Genomic DNA, 24,299 nt, shown 5'->3' with positions numbered 1-24,299 from the left:
AATATATTTATTCGTAAATTTAAGAACACCACAAAAACACAATATTGTATGAAAGCATCAATTTATTTACTATTTTCAGTAGTTCTTATTGTTATCAGCTGTGCAGGAAGACCTCACAAAGAAAAAGCAGAAATTCTTTATTTTGGAGGAACAATTTTAACAATGGAAGATAGACTTCCCCAGTCGGAGGCAGTAGTTTTAAAAAATGGTAAAATACTTTTCGCCGGAATAAAGGCAGAAGCTGAACGTTACACAGATGAAGGAACGAAGATCATCAATCTTGAGGGGAAAGTTTTACTTCCCGGTTTTATTGATGTTCACAGCCACCTCACTTCAAGAGCGGGGATGCTGCAGGCAATCGATCTGTTTCCTGAACCTTATGGTACGGTTAATTCCATTAAAGACCTTCAGAATACCATCAGAAAATACCTTAAAGACCATGCTATTCCTGCTAATCAACCGGTCATAGGCAATGGATATGATGATGCCATCATGACCGAACACCGACATCCGACCAGGGACGAACTGGATGCTATAAGCAAAATCAATCCTATTATTGTTATTCATACCTCAGGTCATGCAAGTGTAGCCAATACCGCCATGCTAAAGTTTTTAGGGATATCAGATTCTTCAAAAGATCCGGAAGGAGGCCATTACGGGCGAAATAAAAAAACAGGAAAGCTTAATGGAAAATTAGAAGAAAACGCAAGCTTTTCAGCGCTTCTTTCCCTTACAGAAAAAATGAGTAAACAAACAGGAAATGCTCAGGAGCAGGCCATGCAGAATCTTAAGAAAGCTCAGGATGAATGGCTCAGCTATGGCCAGACCACCATCTGTGACGGAAGGACAATGGGCGAAAGTGTGGCCCTTCTGGAAAAAGCGGCATCCGAACACGTTTTTAAAGCAGATGTTGTGTATTTTCCCGATTATGAGTATTTCAAAAAGGAGCTGAGTACCTTTAAGCCGAAATATATGAAATACAACAATCATTTAAAACTTGGCGGTTTTAAATTTTCAGATGACGGCTCGCCACAGGGAAAAACGGCCTGGCTTACCCAGCCTTATCTCGTTCCTCCCGAAGGCCAGTCAGCAGATTATAAAGGCTTTCCGATATTTTCTGACCAGGTCTTATACGATGATCTGAAAACTTTATTTCAAAACAATATCACCGCACAGCTTCATGTAAATGGTGATGCTGCTATTGATCAGGCCTTACGGGTGATCGGAAAACTGAAAGAGGAAAATATTTACAGGCCGGAACTCCGTGCTACCCTGATCCATGTTCAGAACAGCCGTCCGGATCATATTCAGAAAATTAAAGATATAGGGCTTATTCCTTCTTATTTTTCTACTCATGTATATTTATGGGGAGACTGGCATTATTCAAGCGTTTTCGGGCCGGAAAGGGCATCATTCATCAGTCCTGCAAATTCAGCGTTAAAAGCAGGAATTATCTTCACCATGCATCACGATGCTCCCGTTACGCCACCCGATTTGATTACAGCAATGTATTCTGCAGTGAACAGGAAAACCCGTTCCGGAAGGATCCTGGGTCCCAATGAACGAATAACCCCTCTTCAGGCATTAAAAGCCATCACGATTAATGCAGCTTATCAGCTTCAGGAAGAAGAAAGGAAAGGCTCAATCAAAGCTGGAAAGCTTGCTGATTTCGTCATATTAGATCAAAATCCATTAACCATTGATCCTGAACAAATCAGGAATATTAAAGTATTGGAAACGATTAAAGAAGGAGTTTCTGTTTATCAAAGAAAATAGGAGGTTCTTATAATACGATCAAGGGTTATATTTAATGACCGGAGGTCCTTTTCCTACTTCATTTAAATATAAAGGCAGATGAAAATTCATCTGCCTTATATATTGTGTTCCGAATGCTGTTTTATTTTAGCCCCCGAATTTTTCTGCGTAGTCTTTTTGCGATGCTTTTATTACTTTTCTTGCATGCTCTACTCCGTAAACTTCCTGGATTCTACATTTTGCAGGCTCATCCGGTAAGTTTTTGTATGTTAAGAAGTAATGCATCAATCTTCTTACTTCAGCTTCCGGTAATTCAGCGATATCCCTGAAATGTCCGAAAGCGTGATCACCTACCATTACAGCAACAATTTTATCATCTGCCTCACCTCCATCAATCATTTTGAAACCACCGATTGGAATAGCTTCCATCAACATTCCTCCTGAGTGGATGTTGTGTGAACTTAATACACAAATATCCAATGGGTCATGATCTCCCATTGTTACATCGTCAGCACCGCTTTCAACAGCAAGCTTCATAACTTCATTATGGCAATATGTTCTTGGCACAAAACCATACAAAGCAGGGATAATATTTGAAAATTTCTGAGGACGGTCTACTTTTAAATATCCAGTTTCCTTATCAACTTCATACTTAATCGTATCTGAAGGAACAATCTCCACAAATACATTTACAACATTTGGCGCATCTTCTCCTGCAGAAATTCCATGCCACGGATGTGCTTTAAAATTTGGAATCATTATTTATATTTTAATTTTTTTGTTATGATAATATTAAAACTTCTCTTCTTAAATCTTCTATGGTAACAGCAATATAATCTTCAGCATTCATGTAATTCATAATAAAAACCGTTTTAAATTCATTAAGATCGGCATTATTATTAAGACCTTCATACGTCTTATGAAGCAAATCTATAATTGCATTTTTACAATCGACAACATTCTTCCATGAATTTTTCGTTAAATAAAGCTGCTGAGAAGAATTGTACTCGAACTCTTCATTGATCGTTTTTTCTGTAAGAAAAATAAATTCATGAACTGCCAGATCCTTATCAAACCGCTGAACGATATTCGAAGGTTTGATCCTTTCCAGAAACAAGGTCATCCTTTCATATGAATGGCTCTTGTTCTCAGAATTTGATTTCACGGACAGAAGCTTTATTTCCTGGTTTTTAAGGGTAATATAGTTATGTACAAATTGTCTCAGCAAAACCAGAAAAGGAATTGCAATAATTAGAGCAAAAGCATACGGCAGATATTCTGAAAAACTTGTCATAATTCGATGTGCAAAATTACTAATAATTTACTATTCACTATGCAAGTTTAAAGCTTTTATTTTTTATTTTCCTATCAAAAAAATAGTGAAATAAACATAAATACCATTAATTTGTACTGTCAACCATCTTATAATTTATAATGTCTTTAAAAAACTACATTTCAAAGGTAATTTTCAATAAAAATATGAGCGGTACTCTGAAGACCTTTTTTACAATTATTGTGAATTCAAAAAGGTACAGTTCCAAATTCAGAAAGAACGATCTCAATTTTAATAACAATGAGACCTTTGTATATAATTTTAAGAAGAATAAAAAAGAATTCAGCCTGTATTTGAGGACCTTTAAAGGTGATATTGATATTTTCTACGAAATATTCTGGAAAGAAACCTATACCGATCATCTTAAATTCTTAAACAAAAGCCCTGAGATTATAGTTGATCTTGGTGCTCACATCGGAATGACCTCCATTTACCTGTCTCTGAAATATCCAAATGCTAAAATTTATGCAGTAGAAGCTTCCCGGGATAATTTTGAACTGCTAAAAGCTAATACGCAGTCATTTAAGAATATTATTTGTTTACATGCAGCAGCCTATTTTGAAGATGATACTTTACACTTTGGTGGAGATGAACTTTCTTACAATCAAAAAATATCTGAAACCGGTATTCTTACGGACGCTTTATCTATTGTAAGCATCATGAAAAATAATGGTATCCAAAATATTGATCTTCTTAAAATCGATATTGAAGGAGCGGAAGCTGAACTACTCAGCAAAAATAATTCATGGCTTCAAAATGTAGAGAATATAGTAATTGAAACTCACCCGCCTTATGATTCCATTACGTTAAACAGAGATCTGAGTCCATATCAATTTACCATAAAAAACCAGAGTAAAGATGTGTTTTTTGCATGCAAACCAGTCGGTTTATAATTCAAAAAGTGCGGGACGTTGGGTCACTTCATGATAGCAAACACTGTTTTCATCAAAATAATGATAAACAAGACTTTTGCGGGTTCTGCTTTTATCCAGGTGTGGTTCCCCTCCATGGAGAATGTTCGCATGCCATATTAAAAGATCTCCCTTTTTAGCTCGAAAAACCTCTTTCTTTAATCCCAGCTCCTGAACTTTATTTTCTAAAAACTCTTCATAAGCCTTATAACTTTTTTTACCGATTTTAAAGACACTTCCTTCATTATCATAATCAGAATTCAGGAAATAAGGTAATTGATGGCTTCCCGGAATATAGTGCAATGCTCCGTTATTTTCGTCTACATCTTCCAAAGCGATCCATACGCCCAATAATCCTCCCAGAGGATAGGTAGTCATGTGGATACTATCCGAATGTGTTTTTTGCTGGCTCCCGTTAATAAAATTGATACTCTGGAAAAGTTTGGCCTGCCCGTCCAGTAACACCGATAGAAAATCGAGAAACTCCTTATCATTACCAATACTTCTGATAATTTCCGAATGATGGATAGCAAACATCAGCTTACCGCCGTAACGGAATTTCAAAGTCCCGTCATTCATTAATTTTTCGATTTCAGCATTGATCTGGTCCACCGTTGAAGAATTAAGGTAATTTTTTAAGATCAGATATCCATTATCATTATAACTGGATGCACTTTCCTTATTTTCTTCCGATAGGCTTTTATAAAAATCCGTATTCATCATCTTTTCCTGATGCACTTCTCTTTTGCTTGCAGGAAGATGCGAAAAATCTTTACTTGAAATACTTGAAAAGTAGTTCTTTTTCACACCATACTTTTTATAAAGCGGAATATTATGTTTTAATTTATTCTTATTGAAAAAATTATAAATAACGTAAGGTAATTTGTAATTTCGGATCTGCTTGAACATCGCTAAATAGGTTGTTAAAATAACCTCATAAAGGTACAAATAATATTTAGAACGAATCTAAATGAGATACAGGTCTTGTCATCTATTTTAATGTTGAGAATTTTCCTTTAATAATTAATCTCACTAAATTCTCAGCCAAAGATTTCACAGAACTCTGCAGAACCCCATAAGGTCTTAATTCCGGACGGAATCCTCTGAAAAACTCTTCAATATTAGGTAGCTCTCCTCCTTCAAAATCAAATATTTTACTTTCAATATGATTCCTGATTGCATGATCGATGAGAACGGATGCGCCAGAAATTTTTACATGTTCTTTATCGTTAAATGTTCCAAGTAAGGCAACAGTACCTAAATCTTCATAAAGCGCAATTATATTAATGATCTGATCTTTAAAATAAAAAGCTGAAAATTTAATTTTACCCAGCTTATAAAATACTTCAAAAATCCTTAAAAAGCCGTTAAGATCACCTTCTTTATCAAGTCCAAGCATATTGGCCGAAATAAAACTTCGGGCCTCTTCAAAGCTTACATTTTTAATCAGGGAATTCTCCAGTACGTTTTCGTCAAGCCTTAACTTCCTTTTCCTTTTAGGTGAATATTTGGCATATACCCTTTCGTATGCATCAGGTAGAATAAGGAAATTTTTTCTCAATGGTATTGTAGATTGAAACTGATTACAATCATTGAACTGGTAAATTCTTATCAGATAGTTTTCCTGTAAAAATTCCAAAAACGCCTGGTTGATTGAAACATCATCTTTCTTTGAAAAAACGCCTAGCTGCTGACAAAGCATAGGATTGTGAACAATTTTTATTCCGTATTTTTTTACGTACGGAACCGGCATTACTGCTTCATAATCATTGTAAACAAGCAATTCCCATTTATCCAGGGACGTGATATCTAAAAAAGTTTTAGAAGCTGAATATTTCCTTTGTTCAGAGCCTTCCAGGCATTGGGTATATTTTTTAAAATCAATTTCAGGGTATCGTACTCTCTTAATCATAATAATCCTTCGTCTGAGAAACTAAAATATGCATTCTGGGTTATTATTAAATGGTCCAAAAGCTGGATGCTTAAAAACCTTCCCGCTTCCTTTATCTTTTGGGTTATGGTGAGATCTTCACGGCTGGGTTTTAAACTTCCGGAAGGATGATTATGTGCTATAATTACACCTGTAGAAAAATTATCCAGCGCAGTTTTGAAAAGAACCCGTACATCAACGATAGATTGACTGATCCCCCCCTGTGTCAGCTGTGAAATCTGGGTAACTTTGTTACTTTGGTTAAGGAACAGTGCCCAGAATTCTTCAGTCCTTAAATCCGATAAATGATTTTTAAAAATGACATAAGCATCATTACTATTCGAAATAACCGGCTTGTCTGAGATTTCCTGCCGGGCACGTCTGCGTCCTATTTCAAGAGAGGTAGCAATTGACAGTGCTTTTACTTCACCTATCCCTTTAAACTTCATAAGCTCTTTAACGGATAGCAAACTGAGTTCATTCCAGTTATTATTAACAGATGATAAAATCTTTCTGGCTAATTCCAGGGCAGATTCATCTTTATTTCCACTTCCCATTACAATGGCCAATAATTCAGAATCGGAAAGTGAATCTTTACCTTTTCGTAAAAATTTTTCCCGTGGCCTGTCATCCTCAGCAAGAAATTTAATGGACATAATTGAAGTTTAAATTAAAAGTACAAAGTACGAATTTTTAATAAAAAGCATACAATATTACCGGTAGTTTAGATGAATCAATAAAGCGGGCGGTTTGTTGAAAAGCACCAGACGATAACATCGGACAGCCAAGGCTCAGACAAGCAGGCGTTTGTGATTCTTTATCCGGTATGCATCCGTATGAATGAATAACAATAGCTCTGCCCATTGCATTATTATTGCTTGAATCAAGACCGTTTAACCGGTAAGATTTCCCGAACTTCCCTATATAACTTTCTTTGATTTCAAATTTCCCCAAGGAAGACTGAAAAGAGCCTTCAGTATTACTAAAGCTAAGGACGTCCGTGTTTTTATTAACGGAACCACTTCCATGAGAAACAATAGCCTGCTGAAGTATTGTATTATTTTTCAGGTCGTAAACAAAATAACGGTATTTACCGGAGTGGATTTTATAATTAATGAATATAGCGAGGTCTTGATTATAACTTTTCCCGGCTAAGAATCTTTTAATTTCGATGATCTTTGCTTCCGGCAAATTAGAGTTGATCTGTGACTTAAAGCCCACAAAAATAAATAATACCAGAAAAAAGAACATCCTTTTTTGCATGATTGAAGCAAACTATTCTATAATCATTCCATCTTTCATCACCAGCTTACGGTCTGTAATCTCCGCAAGATTGGGATTATGGGTTACAATGACAAAGGTCTGATTGTATTTATCCCTAAGATCAAAAAATAAACGATGCAGATCATCCGCATTTTTTGAATCAAGATTCCCCGTTGGTTCATCAGCAAAAATAGTTTTGGGAGAATTGATAAGTGCCCTTGCTACCGCTACCCTTTGTGCTTCTCCACCAGATAACTGGTTCGGCTTATGATGCAATCTCTGTTCAATTCTTAGATCTTCAAATAGCGCATAAGCTTTTTCCAGCGCTTCTTTTTCATTTGCTCCTGCAATTTTGGTAGGTAACAAAACATTTTCCAGTGCTGTGAATTCAGGAAGCAACTGATGGAACTGAAATACGAAACCAATATTCTGGTTTCTGAATTTAGAAAGCTGCTTATCTGTCATATTGATAAATGACTCGCCAGCCAATGTAATTTCGGTGTCGTAAAGTTTTGAATTAGTAGGTGAATCCAATGTTCCCAAAATCTGTAATAGAGTAGATTTTCCGGCTCCGGACTCTCCCACAATAGAAATTACTTCCCCGGTTTTGATATGAATATCAACCCCTTTTAACACTTCTAAATTTCCATAAGATTTATGGATATTTCTTGCTATAATCATGTTTCAAAAATAGTGAATATAAATAAAACTCTAATGATCTTACATTAATTTTTTAATGATTGAAATTCTATTGAATTACAAGATCTACAAACAAAAAACCTCTCGTAACGAGAGGTTTTTATCTATATCATCCGGATTTGTTACAGTAATAAAGTCAAAGGACTTTCCAGATATGTTTTTAAAGTCTGTAAGAATTGAGCTCCTGTAGCACCATCTACTACTCTGTGGTCACATGCTAAAGATAGCTTCATAATGTTTCCAACTACAATTTCTCCGTTTTTAACAATTGGTTTTTCAATGATTGCTCCAACAGAAAGGATTGCAGAGTTCGGTTGGTTGATGATACTTGTAAATGTTTCAATTCCGAACATTCCAAGGTTAGAGATAGAGAATGTAGAACCTTCCATTTCATTTGCTTTTAAGCCTTTAGATTTAGCTCTTGAAGCCATATCTTTCACAGCCGCAGAAATCTGATTGTAGTTCATCTGGTCTGTATTCTTAAGAACAGGAACTACCAAGCCATCAGGAATCGCAACGGCTACTCCGATATTGATGTTTCCTCTGTGAATGATCTTATCACCTGCCCAGCTTGAATTTACCTGCGGATGTTTTCTTAACGCAACAGCTGTTGCTTTAATGATCATATCATTGAAAGAGATCTTCGTGTCTGGTAAGGAATTGATTTCTTTTCTTGCCTCAATTGCTTTATCCATATTGATCTCTACCATCAGGTAATAGTGAGGTGCAGAGAACTTACTTTCTGCTAGACGTTTTGCAATTATGCTTCTTACCTGAGAGTTTGGAGTTTCCGTATCTTCTCCCTGAACAAAATTTAAAGCAACCTGAGCTGCAGGACTTGCCGTCGGAGCAGATGCTGCGGGCTTAGCCTGAGAAGGCTGATAATTTTCTATATCTTTTTTTACAATTCTTCCGTTTTCTCCGGAACCTTGTACACCATGGATATCCACCCCTTTTTCCTGAGCAATTTTCTTAGCCAAAGGAGAAATAGCAATTCTATCCGTAGATGATGAACTCACCGCCTGAGCAGCTTGTTTATCTTCTGCCTTCACTTCGGATTTTTGTTCAGCTGGTTTTTCTGAAACAGCACCCGATGATTTTGCAGCACCTACTCCTGAAACATCTGTTCCCGCAGGTCCTATAATCGCCAATACCGAATCTACCGGAGCTGCTCCGTTTTCTTCGACACCTTGCTTTAATAATACCCCGTTGAATTCAGATTCAAAATCCTGAACAGCCTTGTCAGTTTCGATCTCCGCAAGAAGATCTCCTTCTTTTACGGTATCTCCTACGTTTTTATGCCATTTCGCTACCTTTCCTTCTGTCATTGTATCAGAAAGTCTTGGCATTGTAATCACTTCCACTCCTGCAGGAACTTCAGAAGAAGCTTGTTCTACACTCGTTTCTTTATTTTCGGTTTTAACCTCTTCTTCGGATTTTTTCTCTTCAGATCCTCCCGCTGCCGGAGCGCTTCCTCCTTTTAATGAGGATATATCTTCACCTTCATTACCAATGATTGCAAGAACAGAATCTACAGCTGCAGCACCGCCTTCTTCTACACCTACGTACAAAAGGGTTCCTTCTATCTCAGATTCGAAATCCTGAACAGCTTTATCTGTTTCAATTTCAGCTAAAATATCTCCTTCTTTTACTTTATCTCCAACTTTTTTATGCCATTTCGCCACTTTCCCCTCCGTCATTGTGTCGGAAAGACGAGGCATTGTAATTACTTCTGCCATAATTTTTTAATATGATAATGAATTAATTTGATAATTTGATAATGAAAGGGATATGATAATAACTCCCGGTCATCATCATATGATCTCCTATTATGTTTAGTTTTCCAGTTTATCTACGAATGGGAAATCTTCCTGTGCATATACATACTCATAGATTTTTTCCGCGGTTGGATATGGGGAATTTTCCATAAATTCCACACATTCGTCAACAAAATCTCTGGATTTATTTTCAATAGTTTCCAATTCTGCTTCTGTAGCCCAGTTATTCGCAAGGATTCTTTCTTTTACCAATTCGATTGGATCATCTTTTTTATGGATAGATACTTCTTCCTTGGATCTGTACGGCTCAGCATCCGACATCGAGTGACCTCTGTAACGGTATGTTCTTGCTTCAATGAATGTAGGCCCATCTCCTCTTCTTGCTCTTTCTATAGCTTCATAAGCTGCCTCAGCCACTTTTTCAGGATCCATTGCATCTACTGCAAGACAAGGCATTTCATATCCTAATCCTAATTTGTAGATATCTTCATGGTTGGCAGTTCTTTTTACAGAAGTTCCCATCGCATACTGGTTGTTTTCTACCACAAATACTACCGGAAGCTTCCAGTTCATTGCCATGTTAAATGTCTCATGTAATGATCCCTGTCTTGCTGCTCCATCTCCAAAGAAACAGATATTTACAGCTTTTCTGTCAAAATACTTATCAGCGAAAGCAATACCAGCTCCCAAAGGAATTTGTCCTCCTACAATACCGTGACCTCCGTAAAAACGGTGTTCCTTACTAAAAATATGCATAGATCCACCCATACCTCCGGATGTACCTGTAGCCTTTCCGCAAAGTTCCGCCATAATTCTTTTAGGGTCTACTCCCATTGCCATTGGATGAATATGACATCTGTAAGCAGTAATCATACTATCTTTGGTTAAATCCATTGCATGGGTAAATCCGGCTGGAATAGCTTCCTGACCGTTATACAAATGTAAAAAACCTCTGATTTTTTGTTTTAGATAAAGAGAACGGCATTTGTCTTCAAACCTTCTCCACATTGTCATATCTTCATACCACTTAAGGTATACCTCTTTAGAAAATTCTTTCATGTGCTAGCTCTTGCTTATTTATTATGAAATAGTTGAGCAAAATTATAAAAAAAACTTTGTTTTTATTGTATACATACCAATTGTTTTTTTACTTATAATGTTATATTTGAGTTTTTAATTTAAACATGGAAGAAAAACAAACATCCGCATTGCATAAAATCTCCAGAATTATCTCAGAATTTTTCAGTCCGCTGGTATCTTTATTTTTATTCTTTGTTTATAAAAGTGTTCATGAATATTCCCTTAAAGACTCAGTTACTTACTTTCTTCCTATTTTACTTATCATTATAATTCCTATTATTATCTGGCTGATCTGGAATGTAAAGACCGGACGATATACCAATATGGATGTTTCAAACAGGGTTCAGAGGAAGACATTTTATATTTTTGCTGCAATTGCTGTGATTGCCTATTTACTTTTTCACTATATCAAATATGGCTCACTGGATTTTCTAATGCTTTTTATCCTTATTCTCCTTTTTTCCTTACAGATAAGTAATTTTTTTATTAAAAGCTCTATGCATACGGCCTTCAATGTTTTTGTCGCCGGCTTATTTTATGCCATTAGTTGGAAAATGGGACTTTTATGGCTGGGAATAGCTGTTCTTGTGGGAATTACAAGAGTAATATTAAAGAGGCATACTATAAAAGAAGTATTTATGGGTGCAGCAATAGCATTTTTAATTTCTTTTCTTTATCTTTATTGCAGTATACACTTTCAACATTAGAATATCTTATGAAAATAAATCATCTTACAACTGCAGAAGAAAACTTAATGAAGCTATTTTGGAAGCTCGATTCATTCTACCTGAAAGATGTTATGGAGCAGCATCCGGAACCAAAACCACACCAGAATACTGTATCCACTTACCTAAAGATCCTTGTTGAAAAGGGATATCTTTCTACACAGAAAGAAGGCAGGATTTTTAAATATTCAGTCACCATACCCTATGAACATTATAAAAAGTTTTTATTAAAAGAACTTTCGCATAACTTCTTTCATGATTCGGGAAAAGAGATCTTACAATTCCTATTGAATGAAAAATTAATATCACAGGATGATTTAAAAGAGTATTTCGATCTTAAAATTGAAATAAAACCGGTAAAAACCAAAATACCGAAGCTGGAGATTGCCAATGAGATCCTTAATCCCAAAAAGGATAAGAAAAACAGGGATAAAAAGAAAAAGAAGAAAAAAGATTAGCCCCCGAAGAAGGCATATTTATAAATAAGTAAAACAGTATCGTATAAATTTATTTATATTGATTAATTAACAAGGAACACGAAATAAAAAGACATAAAAAAAGCGGCTTAAAAGCCGCTTATATTTTTTACCAACGATTTCCGCCGCCGTTTCCACCACGGTTGTTACCACCGCCGTATCCACCGCCTCTGTTGTTTCCATAACCACCACTTCTGTTGTTATCGAAACTTCTTCTTGGCTTCTCCTCTCTTGGTTTAGCTTCTGAAACGTTAAGTGTTTTTCCGTTAAATTCTTTTGCGTTTAATGCTTCAATAGCTTGCTTTCCTTCTTCTTCTCCCATTTCTATGAAACCAAAACCTCTGGAACGTCCAGTTTCCTTGTCTGTAATGATTTTAGCAGAAGATACTTCTCCAAATTCTGCGAATAAATCTTGTAATTCGTACTCTTTAGTTGAGTAATTGATGTTTGAAACAAAAATGTTCATTGTTAAATAAAATTATAATAATTAATAAAAATTTGGTATATAAAAGAAAAGCAACATATATTAAATGAACAAATATTGATTCCAAATATAAACGTTCGCAAGATACAATTTAAAATTTCAAATCAAAGCGTTTTTACAAGTATTTTATCACCCACATTTGATCTATTTACAAAAATTATCGTAAAACAATATTTTATATATGTATATCAATAATATCATAAGCAATATTTGGGAAAATTAAATATTTTTTAACACTAGATCTTATAGTAAAATGACACTTATATAGCAACAAATACTATTAAATTACTAAAATTTAAATTAAAACCACATCTATTTAAGCTTATCATTGAATATTTTTTAATAAACACAACTACATATTTTTAAAATACTATATATCAAATGATTAAATAAAACGGAAATAATAAAAAATGAAAAAAGATGATATGATGAGTTTGATATTGCGAAATGATGAAATTTTCTGATCGAGAAAATAAATATTTCTCTTTTGATAACTAAATCCTATTCGTTTGATTAAGCCAGTTTTTAGCGCTAAATTTGTGGGGCAAATTATTAAGGTATGAACTATCACACTAGAAAATGGGTAAAACCCGAAGATCTGAATCCTAATCATTCACTTTTTGGAGGCAGGTTATTACAATGGATCGATGAAGAAGCTGCTCTCTATGCTATCATTCAGTTAGAAAACACAAAAGTAGTTACGAAGTTCATTTCGGAAATCAACTTCGTTAGTTCTGCCAAACAGGGAGATATTGTTGAAATCGGGATTGAAGTAACAGCATTCGGTTCGAGTTCTATTACATTGCGATGCGAGGTACGAAATAAAATGACGCATCAAACCATTATCACGGTAGATAAAATTGTAATGGTCAATCTAGGTGAAGACGGAAATCCTCTTCCTCATGGTAAAACACAGGTTGAATTCGTAAAGGACCGATTAAATAACCAGCTATGAAAATTTTCATCAAAAATATGGTCTGCGGCAGGTGCATTTCTGCCGTTTCTTCTATTTTTAATGATTTTGGGATCGGAATACAATCCATACAACTTGGGGAAGTGGAAACGGAATCAGATATTTCAGATCATGATATGCGTTTCATTGAAACAGAATTGGAAAAAACAGGTTTTGAAAGAATAAAGGATTCCTCCCATCAACTTGTTGAGAAAATCAAAAATCTCATTATTACCAAAATCAGCGAACTTGATATTGATGAAGACTTTTTATTATCAGAATTTCTGGCTTCAAAAATACATAAGGATTACAGTTCCCTTTCAAAAACCTTTTCCCAAAATGAGAATATTACTTTGGAGCAGTTTTTCATCCTTCAAAAGATAGAGAAGGTAAAGGAGCTTCTTTTGTATAACGAATTTACCTTAACGGAAATTGCAGGAAAGCTTGGTTATAAAAGTGTACAGCATTTATCCTCACAATTCAGAAACAGCACAGGATTCACCCCTACTGAGTTTAAAAAACTGAAAGTCCATAACAGAAAACCGCTTGACAGTTTTTGAATGAAGTATCAGAGAGTATGGGATTAATTAGAGCTTATTTGTTTGACGGTTTAAGCATATAATTGGAGATGATAAAATAGCCTTTAAGCAGATAAATGCTTAAGTACTACAAGATAATAAAATCCCAAATAACTCAATATTACTCCATTATTCAATACCCTAACACCCTCCGACTCTCAAACATCCAAATACCCGATTTCCCAAATTCTATAACTATTATCCTTAAATTTATAACATACATTATTTTCCTTTACGGAATTTTGTATCATAATTTAAGATCATGGAACAACAATATAAAATACTCGGAATGAGCTGTTCCGGTTGTCAGAAAAAAATCTCTGAAAAGCTAAATTCAATCGAGGGTATTACAGCAGATATCAGTCTGGAAAATAATCTTGCAACTATTATCTCAGATACTGCAATTAACCTTAATACGCTAAACAAGGCTTTAGCCGAGATTGGCTATTATCAGCTGGAAGATCAGACGCAGCCGGAAAAAGCTTTCATTAAACCTCAGGATCGTGTTTCTCCATCTTCAGTTTACTATTGTCCTATGGAATGCGAGGGAGATAAAGTATACTTCAAACAGGGAGAACGATGCCCGGTTTGTCATATGTACCTTGTTCCTATTGAAGAAAAGCAGGCTAAGGACCCTAATTACAAACCGGCCTATTCTTCCAAACATTTGCCGGAAAACTTCAAAGACCATATTGGAAAATATTATTGTCCGATGTTTTGTGAAGGAGATAAAATATATGATGAAAAAGGCGACTGTCCGGTTTGTCATATGCACCTGGAAGAAATTACACAAGAGCTTGTTAATAATTCATCATCAGAACATACCCATCAACATTCTCATTCTCATTCTCATTCACAAACCCACCATCATCATGAAGCTCCTAAAGTTACGGATGATATGGCTGGAAGATACTATTGCCCGATGTATTGCGAAGGAGACAAAACTTATGACAGCAACGTAGGGTGTCCTGTCTGTGGGATGGATCTTGTAAAATATCCTGAGAAAAAGACCGCAAAATATACCTGCCCTATGCATCCTGAAATTATACAGGACGAGCCTGGAAGCTGTCCCATATGCGGAATGGATCTCGTAAGAATGCCTGATACTGGAGGGGAAGAAGATGATGAAACCTATAATATATTAAAAAGGAAATTCATTATTTCATTGCTATTTACCGTTCCCGTATTTATTCTTTCTATGGGAGGTATGCTGATTAATTTCCCGTTCTCTCATCAGATTCAGGGTTTTATTGAGCTGGCTTTAACACTTCCTGTGCTTTTCTATTCTGGGTGGTTTTTAATGAAAAGAGGCTGGGTTTCATTTAAAACATGGAATCTGAACATGTTCAGTCTGATTGCCCTGGGAGTTTCTGCAGCATTTATTTTCAGTATTGTCTCTCTTCTTTTTCCGGATATCATCCCACATGAAATCCGCGGTCACAATCATGAGATCCCGCTTTATTTTGAGGCGGTCTGTGTCATTCTTACGCTGGTTATCCTGGGACAACTCATGGAAGCCGCTGCTCATAAAAAAACTGGAAATGCAATCAGGGAGCTGATGAATCTTTCACCGGATGAAGCCAACCTGATCGTAAATGGAGAAGAAAAAAGGGTTCTTCTTTCTCAAGTAAAGATCGGTGATTTTTTAAAGGTAAAGCCCGGAGAAAAGATACCGGTAGACGGAAAAATAACGGAAGGCAACTCTATTGTTGATGAAAGTATGATCACCGGAGAACCGATTCCTGTAGAAAAAAATATGGATGATAAGGTCTCATCAGGAACAATCAACGGGAATCAGGTTTTTATTATGAAAGCTGAAAAAGTTGGTGATGAAACCCTATTGTCCCAGATCATCAAAATGGTGAATGAAGCAAGTCGTAGTAAAGCACCTATTCAAAAATTAACCGATAAAGTTTCAAAAATCTTTGTACCGACGGTTATCCTTATTGCCGCTTTAACATTTGTTGGATGGCAATTCTTCGGGCCCGAAGGTAAAAGAAGTTTGTTTGCTTTCGTCAATGCTGTAGCTGTACTTATTGTGGCCTGTCCTTGTGCATTAGGTCTTGCTACTCCAATGTCTTTGATGGTTGGAATCGGAAAAGGGGCTAAAAACGGCATCCTGATTAAAAATGCCGAAGCTCTGGAACAAATGAACAAAGTAAATGTTCTTATTACGGACAAAACAGGAACTCTTACCGAAGGGAAACCATCTGTAGAACACATTGAAACAGTGGATAACGGAAATCAGGATCAGATTTTAAAATTAGCCTATTCATTGAATCAGAATTCAGAACACCCTCTGTCTAACGCAGTCATTAAAAAAGCTAAGGATCAAAAAATCTCTTCCGCGAAGGTGGAAAAGTTTGAAAACATATCCGGAAAAGGGGTAAAAGGAATCATCGATGGAAAAACGGTGTATGTTGGAAACGAAAATCTCCTGACCTCTCATCAGATTGCCATTCCTGATAGTTTAAAACAGAAGGCAATTGAAGTTCAGTCCAAAGCGCATACGATTTCATATATTGCCGAGGATCATAATGTTTTAGGGTTCATAAGCTTTAGGGATAAAATCAAAGAAAGTTCTAAAAAGGCCGTTGAGCTCTTAATGAAAGAAGGTCTGGATATCGTGATGATGACCGGCGATAATGAACATACAGCTAAAGCTGTAGCGGATGAGCTGGGTATCATACACTACAAAGCCAATTGCTTACCTGAAGATAAATTAAATGAAGTTAAAAAACTTCAGAAAGAAGGAAAAATTGTCGCAATGACAGGTGATGGAATCAACGACTCTCCTGCTTTGGCACAATCCGACATCGGAATTGCTATGGGAACAGGGACGGATGTCGCTATTGAGAGTGCAGAGATTACTTTATTAAAAGGAGATATCATAGGTGTAGCCAAAGCTAAGCTTCTGAGTGAAAAACTATTGAAGAATATTAAGGAAAACCTCTTTTTTGCTTTTATCTATAATGTATTAGGAGTTCCTATTGCGGCAGGATTATTGTATCCTTTTTTTGGAATTCTGTTATCTCCGATGATTGCAGCCGCAGCCATGAGTTTCAGCTCTTTATCGGTGATTCTTAATTCATTAAGATTAAACGCTGTCGATCTCGACGTTAAATAATCAAATTTTCCTCCGGATTCCAGGTTTATAGATCAAATCCGGAGGAACTTTATAAAACCATGAAAAAAGAAATGTATCATATCGGTTGCTCAGGATTCTATAATAATGATTGGAAAGGCTCTCTATATCCACAAGATGCATCTGCGAAAAATTTCCTTACGCTCTATTCTCAAGAATTCAATGCTGTGGAAATTAATTCTACCTTTTATAGAAAACCGACTCTGAAAACTCTTGTAAAATGGTTTGATGAAACTCCTGAAGAATTCAGGTTTTTTATTAAAATCCCCAAAACGATTTCCCACGAAAAAAGAATGAAAGATTGTAAGGACGAGATCGAAATCTTTTGCCGTCACATCCATGAGGAATTAAAAAATAAGCTATCCGGATTTTTATATCAGTTTCCCCCTTCTTTCAAAAATACTCCCGAAAACCTTGATTTGGTACTAACACATCCGGACTTTGATTTCATAAATGTAATGGAATTTAGACATATTTCATGGTGGACTGATGAAGTCTTAAAGGCTTTAAAGCAAAAAAACATTATTTTTTCCGGTGTCAGTTTTCCCGGAAACCTTCCGGAAGACTTAATGAGTAATCATCCTGAAATCATTTATTATAGACTTCATGGAAAGCCTATTCTCTACAAATCTGAGTACACTCACGAATTTCTCAATCATTTAACCGAAAAAATAAAAAAATCACAAAAGAAAGCGTTTATATTTTTCAATAACACCTGGGGAACTGCCGCGATAAAAAACGGGCTGTATCTGAAAAAGATATTATCTTGAAAACCCTTTACAATTAATAGATTAAAATATTATTAAAACTTATTTTTTTGTAAAAATTGGCATGCATATTGTTAACATCTATTTGTAAATTTTAACGATAATTAACATTTAATCTCCAATTTTTTTATGAAAAACCTTTTTGCGGAAAAGTCGCGAAACCTGACTTTTCTTGGGATGTTTGCATTGGTGAGTGCAACTTCAGTTTTATTCAACAGCTGTAATGAGAAAAAAGACGCGAAAGATTCTGAAAAGATGATTTCCAAAGACCATCCCGTCGCAAAAATAGTCACCGAATTGGAGGATGACGAAACCCCGACAGACAAAAGAGTTATTTATCTTACTTTTGATGATGGTCCTAATCGCGGGACCGAAAACCTTCTGAAAGTTTTACGCAAAAGAAATGTATGTGCTACTGCATTTATAGTGGGAAAACACAGCTATGACAGCAACAGACAAAAGAATGATATGGAACTGCTGAAAGCAGACCCATTGATTGAACTGGCTAATCATAGTTTTTCGCATGCCCACAACAAATATTCCAGTTTTTATAAAAATCCGGAAGCAGTTGTTCATGATTTTGACAGAGCAAAGGACAGTCTTACACTGCACAATAAAATCGCCAGAACTCCGGGCAGAAATATCTGGAGGCTCAACAACATCAATGTTACGGATATTAAAAGTTCTTCGCTGGCAGCCGATCATTTAAAAAAGGCAGGATATAAAGTAATCGGCTGGGATCTGGAATGGAAGCCCACAAACAGAATGGTCCTTAAAGGAAGTCACGAAGCCATGTTGAAAAAAGTAGACAGCATCTTTTTTAATGACCTTGAAAAAACATCAAGACATTTGGTGTTCCTTACCCATGATCAGTATCTTTCGGATACCGATTCAATTAATGAGCTCGATCTGTTTATTGAAAAACTACAGAAGACCAATCGCTTTGTATTCAGAAAGATTTCCGCTTATCCTAAAATCAATGAAGTTTTAAATTAAAACATGAAACAAGGCTCATTCTGAAATTTCATGGCAAAAAAGTAACTCAGACCTATTTAAAATTTTATAAAATCATTAGCTTTTTGCTATAAGAATTCAGAAATTTGCAATTATGAATATTAAAGAAAATTACAACAATATAAAGGGACAGCTTTCCGAAGGAGTTCAATTGGTAGCCGTTTCAAAAACCCATCCTGTTTCAGCTATTCAGGAGGTTTATGACCTGGGACAGAAAGTTTTCGGTGAAAATAAAGTCCAGGAGCTTATGGAGAAATATCCTCTGCTTCCGAAAGATATTCAATGGCACCTTATCGGGCATCTGCAAACGAATAAGGTAAAATATATTGCTGAATTTATCGACACGATCCAGAGTGTGGATTCTGAAAAAGTATTGCTAGAGATCAATAAAGAAGCAGGAAAACATAACCGAAAAATTAAGGTTCTTCTGCAGGTAAAAATCGCTGCTGAAGACAGTAAATTCGGTCTTGAAATATCGGAAGCCAGAGAGCTCTTCCAAAGATACATCAATGGTGAATTTGCTAATATTCACATTACCGGACTTATGGGGATGGCTACATTCACTGACGATCAGCAACAGGTAAAAAAGGAATTTTTAACCTTAAAAAAAGTTTTTGATGAATTAAATCAATTAAAAAAACTGGATACCTTATCAATGGGAATGAGTGATGATTTCCCTATTGCCATTGAATGCGGGGCAAATTCCGTACGGGTTGGCTCTGCAATTTTCGGGCGAAGAGATTATTCTAAATAAAGTATTTAGGTATAGTTTTTGCTAATAATTCAATCAAAAAATCTAAATTTGCAACTATGCAAAAAATCCTTATAGTAGAAGACGAAAAAGCAATCTCAGGAGTACTGCACAGTATTCTGTCTGATGAACTTACCAATTATGAATTTGTAGTAGCCGAAGATGGTTTAGAGGGTTACAAACACCTGGAAAAAGAAGATTTCGCATTAGTGATTTCCGATATAAAGATGCCAAAACTTTCAGGAACAGAGCTTTTGAAGCAGACTTTGGTGTTAAAACCCGAAACTACTTTTATTATGATCTCAGGGCATGCAGATATTGATTCTGCTGTTTCTTGCTTAAAGGATGGAGCATATGATTTCATTTCTAAGCCTATCGATATCAACAGACTGATCACCAGTGTTAAAAATGCCTTAGCGAAAGAAACCCTGAAAAAGGAAAATAAGACGCTACAGAGTGAAAATAAAACACTTAAAAGAAAAGTCAACAAAAAATACCAAATGATCGGTGAATCTCCTGCATTACAGAAGATTCAGGATATGATCGAAAAAGTAGCTGTTTCTGATGCAAGAGTTCTTATTACCGGGCCTAACGGTGCAGGTAAAGAGCTGGTAGCGCATGCTATTCACAATCAAAGTGAACGGGCAAAGGGACCTATGATCGAAGTAAACTGTGCGGCGATCCCATCAGAACTGATCGAATCCGAACTTTTCGGACACGTAAAGGGTTCTTTTACCGGAGCTATCAAAGATAAGCAGGGAAAATTCGAACAGGCAACAGGAGGTACTATCTTCTTGGATGAAATCGGAGATATGAGCCTTATTGCACAGGCAAAGGTTTTAAGAGCACTTCAGGAAAGCAAAGTTTCTCCTGTAGGAAGCGACAAAGAAATAAAAGTTGATGTAAGGGTTCTTGCTGCCACGAATAAAAATATGCAGAAAGAAATTGAAGAGGGGAAATTCAGAGAAGACCTTTACCACAGGTTATCTGTAATTGAAATCTATGTACCTCCGTTGGATGAAAGAAAAGAAGATATCAAATTATTGGTAGAACATTTCTCAGGAATGATTTCGGATGAACATGGTACAGCCGTGAAAAAATTTGATGATGAAGCGATTGAAGCGCTTAAAGCCCTTTCATGGACTGGAAATATCAGAGAATTAAGAAATGTTGTGGAAAGATTAATTATTCTAGGTGGAAGCACAGTTTCCAAGGAGGATGTTGCAAATTTTGTAAGAAAATAATTTAATTATAAACTAAATAAATTATAAAAAATTTGCAGTAGTAACACTGCAAATTTTTTTTTGTTAAAACTATGAGCTTTTTAAATAAAAACTATACCAAAGAATGCCTTACTTTGGCGCTACCCGTAATGCTAACGCAGGTAGGGCAAGTATCTGTTAACTTATTCGACAATATTATTGTCGGAAAACTATTAGGCGCAGATGCTTTAGCTTCCGTTTCTCTAGGAAATGCCGTATTTTTCTCGACATTTGTACTGGCACTGGGATTCTCTTTTGCGATCCCTCCCCTTGTTTCGGAAGCACATTCAAGACACGACCATGAAAGAATTAATTCCGTATTCAGCCATGGATTTGTGATCAATATGACTGTAGGAATCATTTTAATGGCAGTCCTGTTACTGGGATTACCTCTACTCTATCATTCGGGACAGCCTGCGAAGATCGTTCCTGATACAGTTCATTTTTTGGGAATTATGGCGATCAGTATGATCCCCTTTATGGCGTTTCAGACCTTGAGAGAGGTTTCTGAAGGGCTATCCTACACGATTGGTGTGACCAAAGCAACCATTATTGCAAACGTTATTAATATTGTTTTAAATTACGTTTTTATCAAGGGCCTTTTCGGATTACCTCCGATGGGAGTAAAAGGATCTGCTTTGGCCAGTTTGATCGCCCGGATTTTTATGGTGGTTTTTCTTTACTTCGTTTTGTTAAAAGAAGAAAGAACAAGACGCTATATCAAAGATTTTTCATTAAAGATCCATGTGTTCTCCAGAAGTATGTTCGATAAAATGGTAAAATTAGGACTACCAACAGCTTTGCAAATGTTCTTTGAAGTAACTGCCTTCGCGGGAGCCGCTTTCATCTGTGGATTGATTTCAGCTCACGATATTGCCTCTCACCAGATTGCATTAAGCATGGCCTCGTTTACCTTTAATTTATGTGTAGGATTCAGTGTAGCCTCTACCGTAATGATCGGAAGGAAGATGGGTGAACAAAATTATGTAGAGCTGAGAAAAGTTGGGCTTAATAATTTAAAAATTGCCTTTATCTTTATGTGCATCTGTGGAATTGTATTTATTCTGGGTAGAAATATTCTCCCAACATTCTTCACCAAAAAAGAAGAAGTTGAAGTGATAACACTGGCCTCAAAACTAATGATTATCGCAGCATTATTCCAGTTATCTGATGGAATTCAGGTTACAGCATTGGGGATGCTTAGAGGAATACAGGATGTGAAAATCCCTTCTATTTACACTTTTATAGCATACTGGGTGATTACCGTTCCATTGGGCTACTTATTGTGTGTTACACTAAATATGGGAGCATTCGGAATGTGGATTGCTTTAGGATTGGGATTAACCATTTCTGCGATCTTCCTGGTCAAACGTTTTTTAAATATGTCTGCAAAGAAAATCAGGCAGAATGCATCCATATAAAAAAAGCGGTCTTGTCAGACCGCTTTTTTACTTATTATTCAGACTTTTCAACGCCCTGTTTAGGCTTCTTATGGTCACTCCTAAATAAGCAGCCATATCTTCTTTTGAAATTTCAATCTCCTGTTTGGACTGTAGCTTCAGAAGCTTTGCCAGATTATGTTCAGTGGTGTACAGCTGCTGGTAAGACGCCCTTGTCGATGTATTTACAATACGTTCAGCAAATACATCCAGCAAAAGGTTATTCAACGTAAGGTCATTTTTAATCACCGATCTCAAATAAGGGATGGAAATAGCGTATACAGAAACATTGGTCATAGCTTCGATGGAGCAAAGGCAATTAATATTTTTAATAAACTCTATTTCACCTATAATTTCACCTTTTCCCAGAAACTCCATAATATATTCCTTTTCATTTTCCTCTACAAAATAGCATTTTGTAATTCCTTCACGAATAAGCATTACTTTCGACGCCGCTTCGTTCTGGGTAAATATTTTCTGCCCCTTTGAAAATGATTTTATAACAATATCTTCTTTACGCTCCTGATTTACGTATAGCTGCTCTAAATACTTTAAAAATGCTTCGTTCGTTCGTAACATATAGGGTCCGGGACAAATGTCCTTTTCTGATGTATTTTTTATTCTGATTTTTGCCTTCAGAAATGTACAAAAGTAAAATGAAAAATCATATAACAACAATAGCATTTGATGCAGACGATACGCTCTGGATAAACGAGCCGTATTTTCAGGAAACGGAAAAGGAATTTTGTGCTTTACTGGAAGACTACCTTCCACACCACTCCGTTTCTCAGGAATTATTTAAAACCGAAATGCAGAATCTTCACCTTTACGGTTATGGGGTCAAAGGTTTTATGCTCTCTATGGTGGAAACCATCTGCAGAGTCTCAAGCGGAACAGCTTCACTCCAACTGGTCAATAAAGCAATTGAATTGGGGCATAATTTACTTCAGCAGCCTATAGAACTTCTTGAAGGTGTAACAGAGACTTTAGAACAACTAAAAGGAAAATACAGGTTGGTTATGGCTACAAAAGGAGACTTGCTTGATCAGGAACGTAAGCTTAAAAAATCCGGGCTCGAAAAATATTTTCATCACATAGAAATTATGAGTGATAAGAAAAATAGTGATTATCAAAAGCTATTGAAGCATCTGGATTGCAAACCTGAACATTTTCTTATGTTGGGAAATTCCATAAAATCAGATATTTTACCTGTTCTTGAGATAGAAGGCTATGCAGCTCATATCCCTTTCCATATCACCTGGGCTCACGAGCAACATGAACATCAGCTGAAACATGAAAGATTTATTGAACTTGATGATATCAGTGGGGTTTTGAAATATTTGTAATGATCAATTGATTTTATCCTTCCTGAATAAGTGGACAACGAATATAATTATATGATAATTCCCCCATATGCTAAATAGGTAAGTTTTGAACCTTTAATAAATTCTTCAAAGCTTGTCTTTTCATCAGCATTCATATTTTGAAGTTCAAAATAGTATTCCGAAGGATTAGCTCTTCCTTGCAGCATATATTCAAATGAATTTTTATGCCCAACCCTATTTTTGGGAATTATCCAAAACTTAAATCTTTTTGTCTGCGGATTCGGATTCAACAATACAAGTTCATTATTACTAAATATTTGAACTGCATTCTCATTGTCTAATTCTAATGGACTAAATAATTTATGTCCAAAAATTAAGGTAATTCTATTTCCTAAATCTCCTGAAAAGCCATCATCTTTTATAACATCAATTATTATTCTATCCTTTTCAACCTTTACATCAGAGTTTAAATAATTTTGTTTTATGTATTCCTTTTCAAAATGCCTTTTTGCTGAAAAATATTTTCCAGTTTCAAGACTATCAGTTTGTGCAAAAATTTTTCCAATAAAAATGAATAAAAGTAATGCTAACAATATTTTTTTCATAAGTGCTACTTCTTACTTTTTAACTTA

25 protein-coding genes are annotated in these 24,299 nt (G+C 35.8%); 13 read left to right on the top strand and 12 right to left on the bottom strand.

Annotated features, from left to right (window positions below):
* Positions 1 to 48: 48 nt before the first annotated feature.
* Complete coding sequence (locus AC0INN_RS05015) at positions 49 to 1,776, top strand: amidohydrolase (RefSeq protein WP_306612058.1); 1,728 nt, start codon at positions 49 to 51, stop codon at positions 1,774 to 1,776.
* 126 nt (positions 1,777 to 1,902) lie between these two features.
* Here the strand turns inward: AC0INN_RS05015 and AC0INN_RS05010 are convergent, their stop codons facing one another.
* Complete coding sequence (locus tag AC0INN_RS05010) at positions 1,903 to 2,514, bottom strand: inorganic pyrophosphatase (protein ID WP_172283200.1); 612 nt, start codon at positions 2,512 to 2,514, stop codon at positions 1,903 to 1,905.
* Between the two features lie 22 nt (positions 2,515 to 2,536).
* Positions 2,537 to 3,049: a DUF7935 family protein gene (locus tag AC0INN_RS05005; RefSeq protein ID WP_273647849.1), complete on the bottom strand. Its 513-nt coding sequence runs from the start codon at positions 3,047 to 3,049 to the stop codon at positions 2,537 to 2,539.
* Positions 3,050 to 3,234: 185 nt separating this feature from the next.
* Between AC0INN_RS05005 and AC0INN_RS05000 the strand changes: the two genes are divergently transcribed.
* On the top strand, positions 3,235 to 3,981 hold the full coding sequence (locus AC0INN_RS05000; RefSeq protein WP_273647848.1) for an FkbM family methyltransferase: 747 nt from the start codon (positions 3,235 to 3,237) through the stop codon (positions 3,979 to 3,981).
* On the opposite strand, the gene AC0INN_RS04995 is transcribed toward AC0INN_RS05000, so the two are convergent.
* From AC0INN_RS04995 to pdhA, 7 genes are all read right to left on the bottom strand, one after another.
* Entirely contained in the window at positions 3,976 to 4,806 is an 831-nt protein-coding gene (locus AC0INN_RS04995) for a phytanoyl-CoA dioxygenase family protein (RefSeq protein WP_306612055.1), read from the bottom strand. The genes AC0INN_RS05000 and AC0INN_RS04995 overlap by 6 nt on opposite strands.
* A gap of 184 nt (positions 4,807 to 4,990) precedes the next feature.
* A complete protein-coding gene (locus tag AC0INN_RS04990) occupies positions 4,991 to 5,911 on the bottom strand; it encodes a hypothetical protein (protein ID WP_273647846.1) in 921 nt (306 codons plus the stop codon).
* The gene (radC, locus tag AC0INN_RS04985) at positions 5,908 to 6,585 is read right to left on the bottom strand and encodes a RadC family protein (protein ID WP_172283210.1); all 678 of its coding nucleotides are present in this window, start codon (positions 6,583 to 6,585) and stop codon (positions 5,908 to 5,910) included. The genes AC0INN_RS04990 and radC overlap by 4 nt, the downstream gene beginning before the upstream one ends.
* A gap of 37 nt (positions 6,586 to 6,622) precedes the next feature.
* Positions 6,623 to 7,192, bottom strand: a complete 570-nt coding sequence (locus AC0INN_RS04980; protein ID WP_273647844.1) for a murein L,D-transpeptidase catalytic domain-containing protein — start codon at positions 7,190 to 7,192, stop codon at positions 6,623 to 6,625.
* Positions 7,193 to 7,204: 12 nt separating this feature from the next.
* Complete coding sequence (locus AC0INN_RS04975; RefSeq protein WP_172283214.1) at positions 7,205 to 7,873, bottom strand: ABC transporter ATP-binding protein; 669 nt, start codon at positions 7,871 to 7,873, stop codon at positions 7,205 to 7,207.
* A 140-nt stretch (positions 7,874 to 8,013) separates the two neighbouring features.
* The gene (locus AC0INN_RS04970) at positions 8,014 to 9,630 is read right to left on the bottom strand and encodes a pyruvate dehydrogenase complex dihydrolipoamide acetyltransferase (protein WP_273647843.1); all 1,617 of its coding nucleotides are present in this window, start codon (positions 9,628 to 9,630) and stop codon (positions 8,014 to 8,016) included.
* Positions 9,631 to 9,726: 96 nt separating this feature from the next.
* The gene (pdhA, locus tag AC0INN_RS04965) at positions 9,727 to 10,728 is read right to left on the bottom strand and encodes a pyruvate dehydrogenase (acetyl-transferring) E1 component subunit alpha (RefSeq protein ID WP_172283218.1); all 1,002 of its coding nucleotides are present in this window, start codon (positions 10,726 to 10,728) and stop codon (positions 9,727 to 9,729) included.
* 125 nt (positions 10,729 to 10,853) lie between these two features.
* Between pdhA and AC0INN_RS04960 the strand changes: the two genes are divergently transcribed.
* Complete coding sequence (locus AC0INN_RS04960) at positions 10,854 to 11,456, top strand: phosphatase PAP2 family protein (protein WP_273647842.1); 603 nt, start codon at positions 10,854 to 10,856, stop codon at positions 11,454 to 11,456.
* Between the two features lie 8 nt (positions 11,457 to 11,464).
* Positions 11,465 to 11,932, top strand: a complete 468-nt coding sequence (locus AC0INN_RS04955) for a BlaI/MecI/CopY family transcriptional regulator (protein ID WP_172283222.1) — start codon at positions 11,465 to 11,467, stop codon at positions 11,930 to 11,932.
* Between the two features lie 127 nt (positions 11,933 to 12,059).
* Here AC0INN_RS04955 and AC0INN_RS04950 read toward each other — a convergent pair whose 3' ends face one another.
* A complete protein-coding gene (locus tag AC0INN_RS04950; RefSeq protein WP_172283224.1) occupies positions 12,060 to 12,416 on the bottom strand; it encodes an RNA recognition motif domain-containing protein in 357 nt (118 codons plus the stop codon).
* Positions 12,417 to 12,993: 577 nt separating this feature from the next.
* Here AC0INN_RS04950 and AC0INN_RS04945 point away from each other — a divergent pair.
* The 8 genes from AC0INN_RS04945 (at position 12,994) to AC0INN_RS04910 (ending at position 22,324) form a co-directional block, all read left to right on the top strand.
* Entirely contained in the window at positions 12,994 to 13,389 is a 396-nt protein-coding gene (locus AC0INN_RS04945; protein ID WP_172283226.1) for an acyl-CoA thioesterase, read from the top strand.
* Positions 13,386 to 13,946 carry a helix-turn-helix domain-containing protein gene (locus AC0INN_RS04940; RefSeq protein ID WP_273647841.1) on the top strand — a complete coding sequence of 187 codons (561 nt, stop codon included), beginning with the start codon at positions 13,386 to 13,388 and terminating at the stop codon, positions 13,944 to 13,946. The genes AC0INN_RS04945 and AC0INN_RS04940 overlap by 4 nt, the downstream gene beginning before the upstream one ends.
* A gap of 280 nt (positions 13,947 to 14,226) precedes the next feature.
* Entirely contained in the window at positions 14,227 to 17,091 is a 2,865-nt protein-coding gene (locus tag AC0INN_RS04935; RefSeq protein ID WP_273647840.1) for a heavy metal translocating P-type ATPase, read from the top strand.
* Between the two features lie 59 nt (positions 17,092 to 17,150).
* Positions 17,151 to 17,879: a DUF72 domain-containing protein gene (locus AC0INN_RS04930; protein ID WP_306612047.1), complete on the top strand. Its 729-nt coding sequence runs from the start codon at positions 17,151 to 17,153 to the stop codon at positions 17,877 to 17,879.
* Positions 17,880 to 18,005: 126 nt separating this feature from the next.
* The gene (locus AC0INN_RS04925) at positions 18,006 to 18,872 is read left to right on the top strand and encodes a polysaccharide deacetylase family protein (protein ID WP_273647838.1); all 867 of its coding nucleotides are present in this window, start codon (positions 18,006 to 18,008) and stop codon (positions 18,870 to 18,872) included.
* Positions 18,873 to 18,984: 112 nt separating this feature from the next.
* Positions 18,985 to 19,644 (top strand): YggS family pyridoxal phosphate-dependent enzyme, encoded by a 660-nt coding sequence (locus tag AC0INN_RS04920; protein ID WP_273647837.1) that lies wholly within the window; start codon positions 18,985 to 18,987, stop codon positions 19,642 to 19,644.
* Between the two features lie 56 nt (positions 19,645 to 19,700).
* Positions 19,701 to 20,885 carry a sigma-54-dependent transcriptional regulator gene (locus AC0INN_RS04915; RefSeq protein ID WP_172283238.1) on the top strand — a complete coding sequence of 395 codons (1,185 nt, stop codon included), beginning with the start codon at positions 19,701 to 19,703 and terminating at the stop codon, positions 20,883 to 20,885.
* A 71-nt stretch (positions 20,886 to 20,956) separates the two neighbouring features.
* Positions 20,957 to 22,324 (top strand): MATE family efflux transporter, encoded by a 1,368-nt coding sequence (locus AC0INN_RS04910; RefSeq protein ID WP_273647836.1) that lies wholly within the window; start codon positions 20,957 to 20,959, stop codon positions 22,322 to 22,324.
* 27 nt (positions 22,325 to 22,351) lie between these two features.
* On the opposite strand, the gene AC0INN_RS04905 is transcribed toward AC0INN_RS04910, so the two are convergent.
* The gene (locus AC0INN_RS04905) at positions 22,352 to 22,921 is read right to left on the bottom strand and encodes a Crp/Fnr family transcriptional regulator (RefSeq protein ID WP_273647835.1); all 570 of its coding nucleotides are present in this window, start codon (positions 22,919 to 22,921) and stop codon (positions 22,352 to 22,354) included.
* A 77-nt stretch (positions 22,922 to 22,998) separates the two neighbouring features.
* Here AC0INN_RS04905 and AC0INN_RS04900 point away from each other — a divergent pair, with 77 nt between their 5' ends.
* Positions 22,999 to 23,688: an HAD family hydrolase gene (locus AC0INN_RS04900; protein ID WP_273647834.1), complete on the top strand. Its 690-nt coding sequence runs from the start codon at positions 22,999 to 23,001 to the stop codon at positions 23,686 to 23,688.
* Between the two features lie 47 nt (positions 23,689 to 23,735).
* Here AC0INN_RS04900 and AC0INN_RS04895 read toward each other — a convergent pair whose 3' ends face one another.
* Positions 23,736 to 24,272, bottom strand: coding sequence for a hypothetical protein (locus tag AC0INN_RS04895; RefSeq protein ID WP_172283245.1), 537 nt, complete (start codon positions 24,270 to 24,272; stop codon positions 23,736 to 23,738).
* Positions 24,273 to 24,299: the final 27 nt, after the last annotated feature.

It is taken from the genome of Chryseobacterium subflavum (genome assembly GCF_055762745.1).
This window is presented reverse-complemented; position numbering and strand designations above follow the sequence as displayed.